Source organism: Enterobacter sp. R-25, from assembly GCF_049913205.1.
GTDB classification, from domain to species: domain Bacteria; phylum Pseudomonadota; class Gammaproteobacteria; order Enterobacterales; family Enterobacteriaceae; genus Enterobacter; species Enterobacter ludwigii.
Genome location: NZ_CP183982.1, coordinates 2263658 through 2278638, shown reverse-complemented (window position 1 = coordinate 2278638; position 14981 = coordinate 2263658). Strand labels below are relative to the sequence as shown.

General features: G+C 54.4%; 16 protein-coding genes and 1 pseudogene. 11 read left to right on the top strand and 6 right to left on the bottom strand.

All coding sequences use genetic code 11. The annotated features are described in order from the left end of the window. The first annotated feature begins 60 nt into the window (after positions 1-60). Positions 61-918, top strand: a complete 858-nt coding sequence (locus ACN9MQ_RS10885; protein WP_426021094.1) for a LysR family transcriptional regulator — start codon at positions 61-63, stop codon at positions 916-918. Here the strand turns inward: ACN9MQ_RS10885 and ACN9MQ_RS10880 are convergent. Together ACN9MQ_RS10880 and hglS are read right to left on the bottom strand one after the other, a co-directional pair. Next, positions 890-2395 carry a carboxylesterase/lipase family protein gene (locus ACN9MQ_RS10880; RefSeq protein ID WP_138278272.1) on the bottom strand — a complete coding sequence of 502 codons (1506 nt, stop codon included), beginning with the start codon at positions 2393-2395 and terminating at the stop codon, positions 890-892. The genes ACN9MQ_RS10885 and ACN9MQ_RS10880 overlap by 29 nt on opposite strands. A gap of 42 nt (positions 2396-2437) precedes the next feature. Beyond that, positions 2438-3781 (bottom strand): 2-oxoadipate dioxygenase/decarboxylase HglS, encoded by a 1344-nt coding sequence (gene hglS, locus ACN9MQ_RS10875; RefSeq protein ID WP_014170009.1) that lies wholly within the window; start codon positions 3779-3781, stop codon positions 2438-2440. Positions 3782-4426: 645 nt separating this feature from the next. On the opposite strand from hglS, the gene ACN9MQ_RS10870 reads away from it, so the two are divergent. The 8 genes and pseudogenes from ACN9MQ_RS10870 to ACN9MQ_RS10835 all read left to right on the top strand — a co-directional run bounded on the left by ACN9MQ_RS10870 (position 4427) and on the right by ACN9MQ_RS10835 (position 10956). Next, positions 4427-4606: a general stress protein gene (locus tag ACN9MQ_RS10870; protein WP_020884187.1), complete on the top strand. Its 180-nt coding sequence runs from the start codon at positions 4427-4429 to the stop codon at positions 4604-4606. A gap of 91 nt (positions 4607-4697) precedes the next feature. After that, a pseudogene (locus ACN9MQ_RS10865) lies at positions 4698-5192 on the top strand (ferritin-like domain-containing protein). A gap of 23 nt (positions 5193-5215) precedes the next feature. Next, a complete protein-coding gene (locus ACN9MQ_RS10860) occupies positions 5216-5419 on the top strand; it encodes a hypothetical protein (RefSeq protein WP_020884189.1) in 204 nt (67 codons plus the stop codon). A gap of 25 nt (positions 5420-5444) precedes the next feature. Further along, positions 5445-5951, top strand: coding sequence for a ferritin-like domain-containing protein (locus tag ACN9MQ_RS10855; protein ID WP_014170004.1), 507 nt, complete (start codon positions 5445-5447; stop codon positions 5949-5951). Positions 5952-5967: 16 nt separating this feature from the next. Further along, entirely contained in the window at positions 5968-6840 is an 873-nt protein-coding gene (locus ACN9MQ_RS10850; protein WP_020884190.1) for a manganese catalase family protein, read from the top strand. A gap of 68 nt (positions 6841-6908) precedes the next feature. Further along, positions 6909-8312, top strand: a complete 1404-nt coding sequence (locus tag ACN9MQ_RS10845) for a cytochrome ubiquinol oxidase subunit I (protein ID WP_426021095.1) — start codon at positions 6909-6911, stop codon at positions 8310-8312. Continuing rightward, the gene (cydB, locus tag ACN9MQ_RS10840) at positions 8312-9322 is read left to right on the top strand and encodes a cytochrome d ubiquinol oxidase subunit II (protein ID WP_047955589.1); all 1011 of its coding nucleotides are present in this window, start codon (positions 8312-8314) and stop codon (positions 9320-9322) included. The genes ACN9MQ_RS10845 and cydB overlap by 1 nt, the downstream gene beginning before the upstream one ends. 8 nt (positions 9323-9330) lie before the next feature. Beyond that, entirely contained in the window at positions 9331-10956 is a 1626-nt protein-coding gene (locus ACN9MQ_RS10835; RefSeq protein ID WP_020884193.1) for an alpha-amylase family protein, read from the top strand. On the opposite strand, the gene ACN9MQ_RS10830 is transcribed toward ACN9MQ_RS10835, so the two are convergent. From ACN9MQ_RS10830 to ACN9MQ_RS10815, 4 genes are read right to left on the bottom strand one after another with little or no spacing between them, the layout of a single operon-like run. Next, positions 10957-11943, bottom strand: coding sequence for an SDR family oxidoreductase (locus tag ACN9MQ_RS10830; RefSeq protein WP_025204235.1), 987 nt, complete (start codon positions 11941-11943; stop codon positions 10957-10959). It lies immediately after the preceding gene. Positions 11944-11960: 17 nt separating this feature from the next. Beyond that, positions 11961-12479 (bottom strand): 2-oxo-tetronate isomerase, encoded by a 519-nt coding sequence (locus ACN9MQ_RS10825; RefSeq protein ID WP_426021096.1) that lies wholly within the window; start codon positions 12477-12479, stop codon positions 11961-11963. Between the two features lie 11 nt (positions 12480-12490). Next, positions 12491-12937, bottom strand: a complete 447-nt coding sequence (locus tag ACN9MQ_RS10820; RefSeq protein ID WP_020884195.1) for a DUF421 domain-containing protein — start codon at positions 12935-12937, stop codon at positions 12491-12493. Positions 12938-12946: 9 nt separating this feature from the next. Next, positions 12947-13450, bottom strand: a complete 504-nt coding sequence (locus tag ACN9MQ_RS10815; RefSeq protein WP_410380689.1) for a hypothetical protein — start codon at positions 13448-13450, stop codon at positions 12947-12949. A 138-nt stretch (positions 13451-13588) separates the two neighbouring features. On the opposite strand from ACN9MQ_RS10815, the gene ACN9MQ_RS10810 reads away from it, so the two are divergent. Further along, positions 13589-13978 carry a YdeI family stress tolerance OB fold protein gene (locus tag ACN9MQ_RS10810; protein ID WP_020884197.1) on the top strand — a complete coding sequence of 130 codons (390 nt, stop codon included), beginning with the start codon at positions 13589-13591 and terminating at the stop codon, positions 13976-13978. Positions 13979-14042: 64 nt separating this feature from the next. After that, positions 14043-14927 (top strand): SDR family oxidoreductase, encoded by an 885-nt coding sequence (locus tag ACN9MQ_RS10805; RefSeq protein ID WP_014169994.1) that lies wholly within the window; start codon positions 14043-14045, stop codon positions 14925-14927. Positions 14928-14981 lie beyond the last annotated feature (54 nt).

The window sequence follows — 14981 nt, the reverse complement described above, 5'->3', positions numbered from 1 at the left end:
TCGGGACAATCGAATTGTTGTCATAATAGCCATGAGAAAAACGCATACCTGAGGTGTTTAATGTCGCGCCGTTCGCTCCCGCTTAATGCCATCGATGCCTTTTTAGTCACCGCGCGTCATCTGAATCTGACCCATGCCGCAACAGAACTCTGTCTGACGCAGGGAGCCGTAAGTCGCAAAATCGCCACCCTTGAAGCGTGGTTCGGCTTTCCGCTGTTCGAGCGCCATGCGCGAGGCCTGCGCCTCTCCCCACAGGGCAGCGCCCTGCTTCCGGAATTGCAATCCACTTTTGAAACGCTGCTGACCCTGGCCGATCGGGCCCGTACCCAGCAAACCGTGATCCGACTCAAAGCCCCCACCTGCGCCATGCGCTGGCTGGTGCCTCGTCTGCTGGAGGTGGAGCGCGAGCAGCCGGATCTGCAGATCGCATTGACCACCACTACCGACCATAACGTCAATTTCAAAACGGAATCTTACGACGCGGCCATTGTATTTGGCACCCATATGAGCGCGGGCGATCTGCTGTTTGAAGAGGCGTTAACCCCGGTAATGAGCCCCCTGCGAGCAGGTTGCGAACTGGGTGCGTTAACCTTCCTTCACCCGACACGGGATAAGACAGACTGGTCATTGTGGCTGGCGAAGCAGGAAGGCCCTGGGGTTGTTATGCACAAAAATCAACACTTCGACACGATGGACCTTGCCATCACGGCCGCCATTCAGGGGCTGGGGGTGGCCATTGCCGACGAAACGCTGGTGGAAGAAGATGTCCGCGCCGGAAGGCTGGCGCGGCCTTTTGAGAGCAGCATTAAAACGGGTGCGAGCTACAGACTGGTTCTGCGCGAATCGCCTGGCCAGGAAAATGGGCTGTCGGCGTTTCGCGCCTGCCTGCTCAGTCGAGGCTCACATGGTGTTTCATGACGCGCTTAAAGAGACTCATGCGCGCGCGCATAAAGCGGTTTTCAAGCCTGAAACCTGCATGTTTATTCACGCCGATACGTAGCAGCACGTCCCTTCCTTTTCGACAGGCCGGCCAGTGCGTCGGGCCAGGAAGACTTTCCCGGTGACCGGCGTCACGCGCAAAACTCACCCAATAATCTGCAACCTGCGCTGCGAATTGCCGGTCTCGCGCATTAACGTAGTGGCAGGAAGGCTCAATCTCACCAAGGGTGTCAAACACGTACGGCACCTCATTACCGTGCCAGGCACCGTTGATATAGGTTGCGTGCTCTGCTTCCGCCACATAGTCGAACCAGTAACGCCAGCACAAGCCGCCCACGCGCTGTTGGGCCTGCATCACCACATATCCCATGGTGGTAAAAGCCATATCCCGGCACACCTGCCTGCCAAGCTCCACATCCCCTTTCACACCTGGATAGAGCAGTTTGATCAGCCCCAGTCCAAAACGACGTTCACGGCGAAGCTTCTGGATCTGACCGGCGAGATCGATACCAAATACCGCCATCACGCTGGCTTCGTCACTGTTCGACCCAATCATCACCGGAACAGGATGCTGACGCGCGGCAAAGAACACATCGAGCATTGATTCCGGCAGAACACAGTCTCCGACGATGGGTGCCGGGGCGATGTTCAGCGGCGCGGCCAGCGGCCAGAACGCTTCGGGGGGAATGGCACGTAACTGTTCTGCTGACGCCTCCTCAAGGCCGAAATGCGCCGCCAGCGCTTCCCCTTTTTGCAGGGCCTGTTCCCGCGGCGTATCCGGCAGGGTGTATCCGCTTTGCACAATCGCCTTGTGGAAGAGTCCCTTCGCCAGCGGAGACGCCAGCAGCGACAGCACGCTGCGCGCGCCGGCGGATTCACCAAACAGGGTGACGTTGTCAGGATCGCCACCGAAAGCGGCAATATTCTCCCGAACCCATTCAAGGGCGGCAATCTGATCCAGCAGCGCAAAGTTATGCACCACCCGGTCTTCTTCTCCCTCCAGCGCGGGATGGGCAAAAAAGCCAAGGTGACCAAGACGGTAATTGATCGTCACAACCACCACGCCGCGCGTTGCCAGCGCCTTACCGTTATAGGGCGGCAGGCCACCCGCGCCAATGGTAAACCCCCCGCCGTGTAGCCAGACCATGACGGGAAGCGGTACCGGGCGCTCGACGGGTGACCAGACGTTAAGATACAGACAATCTTCTGAGAACCGGCCGGGATCGCCACCGCCTAACGCCTGGCAATACTCACTGTTCTGCCAGCTTGAGGGCGAAAAAGCGGTGGCCAGACGCAGCCCCTCCCAGCGTTCAGGCGGCCGTGGCGAACGCCAGCGCCAGTTGCCAACGGGAGGCGCCGCATAGGGAATACCACACCAGAGATGAACGTTTTCATCCGTTAAACCAGACAGTGCGCCCTGGCGCGTTTCAATCACAGGGGCGGAGGGATTTTGCATAACAACCTTCTGTTTCCATCACACCCCAGAAGAGTAACGATTTCAGAGCAAACCGCAACGCTGTTTGCTGCGGATTTCAGCCTCCTGATAGAGCATGAACTCATCGTACACCGGGCAACCCAGCGCCGCTTCGAACGCGTCGCGACTGGCGTTACCGTGGCTACGCGCCTGGGTTTCATTGCCCAGATTCGACTGGAAAATCCCTGCGGCACTGACCGGGAGGAAATCTTCATAGGTGATCGGCTGAGCGACAACCCACCCGCGCTCAATTAACGGCTGTGGATCGTCTCCCGGACGAAACGCATGACGATGCGCTTCCCCGGATGGCGTCAGGCGATAGCGGAAATAGGCGAGTTCCTGACGGCGCATCAACAATTCGCTGTCCGGGAAGGCGCTGAAGATTTCGCGCAAATGGAGCTGGTGCGTCATGTTGTCTTTACCGGTACCGGCCTCTGCAAGCAGGCTGTCATAAAGCGCACGACCTTTTGGCGTCAGCGCCACGCCACGCTGTTCAATTTCGCCAAAGCGCGCGGTATGCGTTCCTGTATGCTCCCCGGCAAACAGCACCGGCTCTTCCAGCGCTTTAAAGCTGGTCTGGCGCAGTAATACGGGAACCTCGCGGCGCGGTGGTCCTTCAATCAGAATTTTGGGTTCAATCCCGTACTTCGGCATCAGCTCCTGCACCCGGTCAATATCCAACGTACGTGGCGTGAGGTGGTTGATATGGCACCCCGGAAAACAGACCACATCCGCAATCAGTCGGTGCTCGTTATGCAATGCCAGATAGGTCTCCTGGTCGACCGTCGCATGACGATGCCAGCGGAAGGTTTCTAACGCCTCCTGTACAAACGCCTGCGCCTGCGCATCCGTAAAGTGCCCTTCTGCCTCATGCAGCGCGATAAGCTCCAGACAACGCGGGGTAAAGATATTGCGGTGAGACAGGATCTCCGCGGCACGCTCACGCAGGACGACGTTGTCAATCAGTTCGAGGCGCAGCAGCGAGGTAAAGATACGAAACGGATTTCGGCACAGCGCCGCATCATCGACCGGGCGGAACGCCGTGGAGTGGACGGGCACGCCCGCCTGAGAGAGGTCATAATAGCTGACCGGGTACATCCCCATAATGGCAAACATACGACGCAAGGTCGAAAGCTCTTGCGCGGTACCCACGCGGATCGCCCCGTGACGCTCCACATTCAGGCGCGCCAGTTCATCCGCGTTCGCCAGTTGTTCATGTAATAGTGGGTTATTTTCCAGAACCGCCAGGTTTACGTCCGCAACCAGGTCGAGCAAGGTGCCGTACTGCGGAACTTCCTGCTGGTACATCGCCGACATAGCCTGCGAAAAGTGTTCCCGAATATCATCAGCCGTGATGGTGTTCGCCATGATGTCATGCCTCCAGTGAATATTACCTGGAGTGTAGAGAAACCCGTTCCCTCTGGGGGGAAGAATTTCCGATTTGTGATCTTAAGACAGGAGTGGTTAAAGCGTGTGCTGGCCTGCCCCTGACACCCATATGACCTGGCAGATTCACCTTCTCTAAATGTAGATTCACCTTCTCTAAATAAAGCGCTTTCTGATTAAACTGTATTATTAATAACCTCATCGCTTAACCATTAAGAGGTAATAAATAGCATTATCTTAAGAGGTAATATCTCATTAAAAACAAATATCAGTGGCATATATCTTGTTTCGTTAACGCAACAAGCGGATTTTCAATATTTCTCCTTAAGATTAATCTGTAATTTTTAGACTGCCGCACGCGCTTCAGGCATAAACAATGCAAGAAAAACAGTTATCCCCTGCGGCTCGCGGATTAACTCTATGAAGACAGGCAGTTAACCGCAAGCCATCAAGGATATATTCATATTAACCGAAGCGTTAACCATCAGAAATATCTCAGCAACGAAGCGATGGTTTACAAAACATATTTGACGAATATGAAACACCGACTAAAGTTATTATTCGAACGACGAGTGATACGGAATATTTTCGTATCTTAACTGACATAACCAATATATGAGGTTTAATATGGCAGAGCATCGTGGTGGTTCCGGTAATTTCGCACAAGACCGTGAAAAAGCATCAGAAGCTGGACGTAAAGGTGGCCAGCACAGCGGCGGTAATTTTAAAAACGATCCGCAACGCGCATCTGAAGCAGGTAAGAAAGGAGGAGAAAACAGCCACGGTGGTGGCCGTAAAAACTCCTGATCTGATGTAAATCTCTTTTATTTAAAACAGAGAGCATGCTGCGGGCCTCCAGGCTCGCAGTACCCCTTCTTTATTTTACCGGAGCGTAATGATGAATATGAAAAGTGTCGAAGATGTGTTTATTCACCTCCTGTCCGATACCTACAGCGCTGAGAAGCAGCTGACCCGCGCGCTCGGCAAACTGGCTCGTGCTGCCTCCAGTGAAAAACTGAGCGCAGCCTTTAGTGCACACCTTGAAGAGACGCAGGGTCAGATTGAGCGTATCGACCAGATTATCGAGCAAGAATCTGGCCTTAAGCTCAAACGTATGAAGTGAGTAGCAATGGAAGGCCTGATTGAAGAGGCCAATGAGGTCATCGAGAGCACCGAGAAAAATGAGGTGCGTGACGCCGCATTAATCGCCGCAGCACAAAAAGTGGAGCATTACGAAATTGCCAGTTACGGTACCCTCGCCACATTAGCAGAACAACTGGGCTATAAAAAAGCCGTTAAACTTCTGGCCGAAACGCTGGAAGAAGAGAAAGAAACCGATCTTAAACTTACCGACCTGGCCGTAGGCAATATTAACCAAAAAGCGCAAAAATGACGTTATAGCAAAGGTTAAATAAAATGAGCATCAGTCCCAGGACTATTAAACGGTGCCATTTAACGGCAGCAATAATATGGTTCATACTCGCTATCCCTTCCGTTTTATGGTGGAAGAGCAGCGTGCTATGGGTCATTATCATCAGTATCTACGCCAATATTGTCGGCCATTTATCTGGCTACAGTGCTGCGCGTGCCGATCAGGCTGCTGAGAGTGAGACCAAATAAGCGACACCATAATGAGGACATTATAATGAATCACGTAGAACACTACCATGACTGGCTACGCGATGCCCATGCGATGGAAAAGCAAGCCGAATCTATGCTGGAATCCATGGCCAGCCGTATCGATAATTATCCCGATGTTCGCGCCAGAATTGAGCAGCATATTAGTGAAACAAAGCGACAAATTACCTTACTGGAAGAGATCCTCGACCGTAATGATATTTCTCGTTCGGTTTTAAAAGATTCGATGAGTAAAATGGCGGCGCTCGGACAATCCATTGGCGGGATGTTCCCCTCTGATGAGATCGTCAAAGGGTCTATCAGCGGCTATGTTTTCGAACAGTTTGAAATAGCCTGCTACACCTCCCTGCTGGCCGCGGCCAAAAAAGCGGGCGACATGGCTTCCGTGCCCGCCATCGAAAGTATCCTGGCGGAAGAGCGCGAGATGGCCGACTGGCTGATTCGCCACATTCCACAGACCACCGAACAGTTCCTGCTGCGTTCAGACGCATCCGGTGTCGAAGCAAAAAAATAACCTCAGGAGAGAAGACATGTTTCGACACGTCAAACAATTACAATATACGGTTCGGGTTGCCGAACCGAATCCCGGCCTTGCCAATTTATTACTGGAACAATTCGGCGGTCCTCAGGGCGAGCTGGCCGCCGCCTGCCGTTACTTCACTCAGGGGTTGAGTGATGACGACCCGGGTCGTAAAGATATGCTAATGGATATCGCGACCGAAGAGTTAAGCCACCTTGAAATTATCGGTACCCTGGTGGGTATGCTTAATAAAGGGGCTAAAGGCGCACTGGCGGAGGGCGTGGAAAATGAAGCCGAGCTGTATCGGTCCATGACCGAAAACGGTAACGACAGCCATATCACCTCCCTGCTTTACGGTGGCGGTACTCCGTTGACCAACTCCGCCGGGGTGCCGTGGACGGCGGCTTATGTCGACACCATTGGCGAGCCGACCGCCGATCTGCGCTCAAATGTGGCAGCCGAGGCCCGAGCGAAGATCATCTATGAACGGCTGATTAACGTCACGGACGATCCAGGCGTGAAGGATGCGCTGGCGTTTCTGATGACGCGTGAGGCAGCGCATCAGCTCTCCTTTGAGAAGGCGCTTCAGTCCATTCGTAATAATTTCCCTCCGGGAAAACTGCCGCCAATCGAGGAATACACCAACAAGTACTACAATATGTCTGAAGGTGGAGAGGTTCGCGGAAGCTGGAACAGCGATAAACATTTCGACTACGTTGAATCCCCCCAACCTGCCGTTGACGGCGGAGACGGGAGTGCAAGCGTGACGCTGACGACCGAACAGGCCACGCTGGTCAAAGCGATGTCGGCCCGCACGAAGTCCGATCCACATTCCGACCCGCTGACCGGCGCCGAACTGGGTGCCGGGAAGAAAAAACCGTAACCGATTTTGCCAGGCAGCCCCGGACTGCCTGGCAATCCTCGTGCGCAACAGTTCCAGAGGTACGGACCATGTTCGAACTCGACGCATTTCACCTCGCCAGAATCCAGTTCGCTTTTACCGTCTCGTTTCATATTCTCTTCCCGGCGATCACCATCGGTCTTGCCAGCTATCTGGTGGTGCTCGAAGGGATGTGGCTTCGCACCAAAAATGAGGTGTGGCGCTCGCTGTACCATTTCTGGCTAAAGATATTTGCCGTTAACTTCGGTATGGGGGTCGTTTCCGGTCTGGTCATGGCCTATCAGTTCGGCACTAACTGGAGCGGGTTCTCACAGTTTGCCGGCAGTATCACCGGCCCTCTCCTGACCTATGAAGTCTTAACCGCCTTCTTCCTCGAAGCCGGTTTTCTTGGCGTGATGCTGTTCGGCTGGAACAAGGTCGGCCCGGGCCTGCACTTCTTCTCGACCTGTATGGTCGCGCTGGGTACGCTGATGTCCACCTTCTGGATCCTCGCCTCCAACAGCTGGATGCACACGCCCCAGGGGTTCAGTATTCAGAATGGTCAGGTCATTCCGGAGGACTGGCTGGCCATCATTTTTAACCCCTCCTTCCCTTACCGGCTCATTCACATGGCTATCGCCGCGTTCCTGAGCAGCGCACTGTTTGTGGGGGCGTCGGGCGCATGGCATCTGCTGCGCGGCAACGACACGCCCGCGATACGCACCATGTTTTCCATGGCAATGTGGATGGCCCTGCTGGTCGCGCCCATTCAGGCCATCGTCGGTGATATGCATGGCCTGAATACCCTCGAACATCAGCCAGCCAAAATTGCCGCCATCGAAGGTCACTGGGAGAACCCGCCAGGCGAAGCGACACCGCTGCTGCTGTTTGGCCTGCCGGATATGGAGCAGGAGCGCACCCGCTACGCGCTGGAAGTTCCTGCCCTTGGCAGTCTGATTCTGACCCACAGCCTGGATAAACAGGTCCCGGCACTGAAAGACTTCCCGAAAGAAGATCGCCCGAACTCACCGATTGTTTTCTGGTCATTCCGCATTATGGTCGGCATGGGTCTACTGATGATCACGCTGGGTCTGGTCAGCGTCTGGCTACGCTATCGCCATCGACTCTACCAGTCGCGGCCCTTCCACTGGTTCGCGCTGTGCATGGGACCGGCGGGCCTACTGGCGCTGCTGGCTGGCTGGGTCACCACCGAAGTGGGTCGTCAGCCGTGGGTGGTGTATGGCTATCTGCGCACAATCGACGCGGTCTCGCTGCACAGCACGCTGCAGATGAGCATCAGCCTGCTGGCCTTCTTTGTGGTCTATTCGTCGGTGTTTGGCGTGGGCTACGTCTACCTGATTCGGCTTATCAAGAAAGGTCCGCAGCCCGTTGATACCTTGACGTCAAATACCTCGGGCACCCCTGCCCGTCCGCTGTCTGCCGCTGAGTCTGTTCCGGAACAGGAGAGAAACTGATGGGCGTCGATATCTCAGTTATCTGGTTTGCCATCATCGTGTTCGCCACGCTGATGTATATCATCATGGATGGCTTTGATTTGGGCATCGGGCTGCTTTTTAACTTCGTGGGCGATGCCAGAGAGCGTGACGTAATGGTCAACAGCGTAGCGCCGGTGTGGGACGGCAACGAGACCTGGCTGGTGCTCGGCGGTGCGGGGTTGTTCGGCGCGTTTCCGCTGGCCTATGCGGTGATTATCGATGCGCTGACCATCCCTCTTACGGCCATGTTAATTGGCCTTATCTTCCGCGGCGTAGCCTTTGAGTTCCGCTTTAAGGCAACGCCTTCGCACCGCAAATTCTGGGACTACGCCTTCGCCGGCGGCTCTTTGCTTGCCACCTTCAGCCAGGGGGTGGTGGTGGGAGCAGTGATTAACGGCTTTGACGTTGAGGGCCGGCGTTTTGTCGGCTCCGCCCTTGACTGGTTAACGCCCTTCAATCTTTTCTGCGGCATCGGGCTGGTTGTGGCCTACACCCTGCTCGGTACTACGTGGCTTATCATGAAAAGTGAAGGCGCGTTGCAAAACCGCATGCGTGAACTGACCCGGCACGTGCTGCTGGCGCTGGTGGTGGTGATCGCAGTGGTGAGTATCTGGACGCCGCTTGGCTGGCAGTATGTTGCCGACCGCTGGTTTACCTTCCCCAACTTCATCTGGTTCCTGCCGGTCCCCTTGCTGGTAGGCGTGTTTAGCCTGTGGATCTGGCGACTGACGCGCAACCCGGCCAGCCACTCGCGTCCCTTCCTGCTGACCCTTGGGCTGATCTTCCTCGGATTTAGCGGTCTGGGAATTAGCCTGTGGCCTAACATTATTCCGCCGCGCATTACCCTGTGGGAGGCTGCGGCACCACCGGCCAGCCAGCTGTTTATGCTGGTCGGAACGTTACTGATTATTCCGGTGATTCTGGTGTACACCGCCTGGAGCTACTACGTTTTCCGGGGCAAAGTTTCCGACACGGAAGGTTATCACTGAGGTGAACTATGGCAGACTGGCATACCCGAGCCATTATTTATCAGATTGATACTGCACTCTTTTATGATTTAAACGGCGATGGCTGCGGGGACATCGCCGGGATTGGCGCAAAGTTGCGCTACATTCGCCGCATGGGGGCGACGGTTATCTGGATCACCCCTTTCTACCTCACCCCGTTTCTGGATGAAGGCTACGACGTCAGCGACCATCTGCAGGTTGATCCTCGCTTCGGAAAGCTGGCCGACATTATCGCCTTTATTGAACAGGCCCGGGAGCTGGGTATGCAGGTCATTATTGAGCTGTTGATTCAGCACACCTCGGACGCCCATCCCTGGTTTCAGCAGGCTCGCCGCAACCCAACTTCACCTTTTCGTGACTACTACATCTGGTCGGATAATAACGAGGACGATACCTCTCCGATGTTTCCCGGCGTGGAAGAGAGCGTCTGGACATGGGATGACGAGGCCGGGCAATACTACCGACATATGTTCTATCACCACGAGCCCGACCTGAATCTGACCTGCCCCGCGCTGCTCAACGAGATCGAAAATATTATCCTCTTCTGGCTCAAGCTCGGGGTGTCGGGATTTCGCCTTGATGCCGCAACGCATCTGACCGCGCAGGCAGGCGGCGGTGACGAGAAAAAGGGGTTATGGATCCTGGAGCATATGCGCCGCCTTATTGAAGCACGTAATCCGGAAGCGATCCTGCTCGGTGAGGTGGACGTCGACGTGGAGGCGTATAAAGACTATTTCGGCGAAAATAACCGTCTGAATCTGGTGCTAAATTTCTGGCTCAATAAGTATTTCTACGTCAGCCTTGCCAGGAAAAGCGCCCGACCGCTGCGCAATGCCATAAAGAAGATGATTGTCCCGCCTGACTCGTGCTGCTTTGCCAACTGGCTGCGCAACCACGATGAGTTGGATCTGGAAGGGATCGGTAAAAAAGAGAAACAGATTGTGGTCGACACCTTCGCCCCTGACGAAGAGATGAACGTCTACCAGCGCGGGATACGACGCCGTCTGGCACCGATGTTAAAGGGCGATCAAAAACGGCTGGCGTTCTGCCACGCGGTGCTCTTCTCACTCCCGGGCGTGCCGGTCATGCGCTACGGCGATGAGATTGGCATGGGTGACGATCTGACGCTGGAAGAGCGCTATGCCGTACGTACGCCAATGCAGTGGGCGGGGTCAGAAGGCGGTGGCTTTTCAGCAGCGGATCCTGAGCGGTTTATCGCCCCGATCATCGATCGCGGTCCCTGGCGTTATCAGAAAATCAACGTGGCCGATTCCCTGCTGCACCGCAATTCCCTGCTGCACCGGATCATCGACATGGCCAATACGCGCTCTGAATTTCCGGAGATTGCTGTCGCACCGTTTCGTCTCATCAATATTGATGATGACGCGGTACTGGGCATTTATTACGAGGCCGAAGCGCGCAGTATCCTGACTTTCGTTAACTTTAGCGACAAGCCGGTCCAGTTTACCGCCCGCGGGATCCGTCACGCCACCTGGACCGCCTGCCTGGCGGATAAACGCTATGACGACGCGCTGATCTGTGGCAAAACCGTCCAGCTAACCCTCAGCGGCTACGGCTATCGCTGGTTCTGGACTAACCGTAGCGCGCTGCGCTGATTACCTTTTACGCCGGGTCATCAGCCGCGTCAGCACAACGCCCGCCACCGCGAGGGAGCCTAACAGGACTTTCCCGGGCACACCTGAGGTGATCGCCGTGGCGCGGTTTTTCGCTTCCGGGGTAAAACGCCCATGGATTTTGTGCAGGTCGTTGACCGGCTGGTCGAGATAATCCTGGCGATCCCGGTCATTCAGATCGTCAGTCATCTGACCTTCCCAGGCCTTCTTCACCATCAGCCGGTCCAGGAAACCCGGGAAGAGGAATTGTCCGACGATCGACTGAATGGTACTGCTGCCCACCCACAGTTCGCGCACCGGTTTTTGCGCGACCTTAAAAATCGCGCTCGCGGCAACTTCAGGCTCAAACACCGGCGGAACCGGACGCATAGCCCAGGCGAATTTGTTTCTTGCCCAGTCAAACTGCGGTGTATTCAGCCCCGGCATCTGCACCATTGAAAGCTGCACCCGGCTGTTCTCATGCATCAGTTCCGTGCGTACCGCATCGGTGAATCCCCGAATCGCCGCTTTGGCGCCGCAGTAGGCCGATTGTAACGGGATCGAGCGGTAGGCCAGCGCGGACCCGACCTGAATAATCACGCCGCGATCGCGTGGCACCATCAATTCCAGCGCGGCGCGGGTTCCGTTTACGAAGCCAAGATAGGTCACGTCAGTGACGCGGCGAAATTCATCCGGCGTCAGGGTACGAAACGGTGCCAGCACCGCACCCATCGCATTGTTAACCCACACATCAATCGCGCCGAGGCGATATTCAATCTCGTTTGCCGCGTCCACCACCGCCTGGCTGTCGGCGACATCCGCCTGTACCGCACAGGCTTTGACGCCAAATCGCGTTAACTCCTCCTGGGTCGAGTGCAGGCTTGTCTCATCGCGGGCAATAATGCCCACATCGTAGCCTGCCTTTGCGAAGTGCAGCGCCGTTGCCTTCCCCACACCCGCCGTACCGCCGGTAATGACAATCACAGCCATAGAACCTCCGCGCTAATTTACTCGTTATCCCAGCCTGATAATCTGGTCACTAATTCAGACAATGAATACTGCACCGCCTTCTCAACCACATCCTGGCAGTCGCCGGAAAACAGGACGGTACGGGTTTCCGTGTGTCCACGAAGGTTCCAGGCGAAGCAAACGGTCCCTGCCGCCGTGCCATCGTCGCCCCCTTCTGGCCCGGCATAACCGCTGATGGCAATACTGACATCCGCCTGGGCAATCTCCAGGATCCGGGCGGCCATTTCGGTTACCGTCTGTTCACTCACGGCCGTATACCGTTCAAGGGTATCAGGACGCACGCCCAGAATGCGCTCTTTTGCGCCGTCACTGAACACGACCAGGCCGACATCATAAAATTCGGCCGTGTTCTCTTCAGCACAAAGGGCGACGGAGAGTTTTCCGCCGGTGCAGGATTCTGCCGTGGTTAAGCGAAGCCCTAAGTCTGTTAATTTGCTCGCCACTTTTTTGGTCAGTTCGGCGACGGTATAATTGTTATCATGGTGAAGGTTGCTCATTTCGTGGCCTCTTACTTCTCAAAAGGAATGATTGAAATATGACCATTGCGCTCAAGAATGGCATATTTAATTTCACTCAGCTGCGTAACACCATTATTCTGGCGTGCCGATACCAGAATATCATCACAGGAAACGTCGACTTTTTTGAGTTTATCTGCTAGCGGCACGCCGTTCTCAACCAATATCACCGGAGTGCCATCAAGAATATTTTCTACCGGTGAGAAATATTTTTTCATTATCCCAAAGATAATATCCACTACCACCAGCGTGGTAATGGTAATCATTGCGCCGGTGACCGAAAAATCTTCCCCGAGCAGCGCCTGTTGCGTCGCCTCACTGATAATTAACAGGAGAATCAGATCAAAGCTGGTCATCTGCAGCAAAGCGCGCCGTCCGGCAACTTTAAATACCACGACGAGGAACAGGTAAATAGCCAGCGCACGAAAGACCATATCCATATCAGCCTCCTACGGGTAAATAAATTGCCAGAAAGGGATTTCCGGCTCGTTGTTTATGCGAACGACATTGTTCCATTTACCTGCGCGTGCAGGGGTCGTGAAAAGTAAGACAGAGAAGTTGTCGGACATTTTCAGGTTGTTATAAACAAAAAAGAGCGTATTCCCGCGACTGAACATGCTGTCCGGTTGCGGCCAAACGCTTCCTGGCTCGTAAACATCGTTGCTCTCGCTGGTCACACTCAGGGTGTATTTCCCTTCTGTTCTGACCGGGAATGAAAGGTGGATCTTCGACTCCGTCTGGCGTCGGCCAAAGCGCTCGTAGTTGATGGTCAGCGACTTTGCCGAGTTTGTTCTTTGCGAATCACTCACCACTCCGCTTGAAAAGAAGCCCGCTATCGCCGCAACGATAATGGCCAGCAGGACAATAAAACCCACCTGACGAAATCCATATTCAAACGTCAGCAATCGGTAATTCTCATCTATCCCAGGTAACTTATCACTTTGATGCTTCATGGCGGCTATCACCGTTTCGCTTATTAACCGATATTTTTGATTTCAAAAGCGAATGTTTTTAAGACTTATCACATTTGCCACATAAAGGAATAGCAACAATACTTAATAAGTCAAGACACACAAAATGAAGGATATCAGATGAAATTATCGCTTATTTCCGCTTTTTTGATATTTCTGGTACCGGCCGCATGGGCAGATAATAACGGCGGGTTACAAAAAGGTGAAGCACCGCCACCGCCGCACGCACTGGATAGCGGTTATCGTGGAACCGATGACGCACGAATTATGACCATTGATCATGCAAAAGAAATGCATGATGGTGCGACTATTTCATTACGCGGAAACCTTATTGACGGTAGCGGCGATAAGTTTGTATTCCAGGATAAAACCGGAAAAATAGACGTTATTATTCCCCAGGCAGTATTCGACGGCAGAACAGTAAAACCCGATCAGATGATCAGTATCAACGGATCGCTTGATAAGAAATCTTCGCCGCCTGTCGTGCGCGTCGATCATTTGCAGAAATAATTCAGCGAAGCGTTAACGCTGCAACTATCCATCAAATCTCACCCCTTGGCTTAAGGAGTCAGCTATGAGTGATACTACACAACGTCAGAACGCTTACCCGCAACCCCCTTTCCCGGAGCAACCGCAAACGCCGCCGGGACTGGCATCAGAAATGCAACCCGTACCCGACCACGGGGAAACGAGCTATAAAGGGCATGGCCGCCTTGCCGGCAAGAAAGCATTGATCACCGGAGGCGACTCCGGTATTGGTCGCGCAGTCGCGATCGCTTACGCCCGTGAAGGGGCTGACGTCGCAATCAACTATCTGCCTGAAGAAGAGAAAGACGCGGTTGACGTCATTGAGCTTATCAAAGCGGAAGGACGCATTGCCGTCGCGCTGCCGGGTGACATCCGTGATGAGACGTTCTGCCAGAATCTGGTAGAAGAGGCGGTGGCCAAACTGGGGGGACTGGACATTCTGGTGAATAACGCCGGTCGTCAGCAATACCGGGAATCCCTTGAAGAGCTTACCACGGAAGATTTTGACGCGACCTTCAAAACCAATGTCTATGCGCCTTTCTGGATAACCAAAGCGGCGCTGCGCCATCTGAAACCGTCGGCCTCTATCATTAATACTTCCTCGGTCCAGGCGGTTAAGCCCAGCCCTGTGCTGCTGGATTATGCCCAGACAAAAGCCTGTCTGGCGGTATTCACCAAATCCTTAGCGAAACAGCTTGGTCCAAAAGGAATACGCGTCAACGCGGTTGCCCCGGGTCCTTACTGGACGGTGCTGCAATCCAGCGGCGGCCAGCCGATGGAAAAAGTGAAAGAGTTTGGTGGTGATACCCCGCTGGGGCGTCCGGGTCAACCTGTTGAAATCGCACCGCTCTATGTCACGCTGGCCTCGGATGAATGCTCATTTACCTCCGGTCAGGTATGGTGCTCTGACGGCGGTGATGGCGTGATTTAACCCGGCTATACACTGACGTAACGCTCTCAATGTGCTCGAAAAGAACAAGGACGT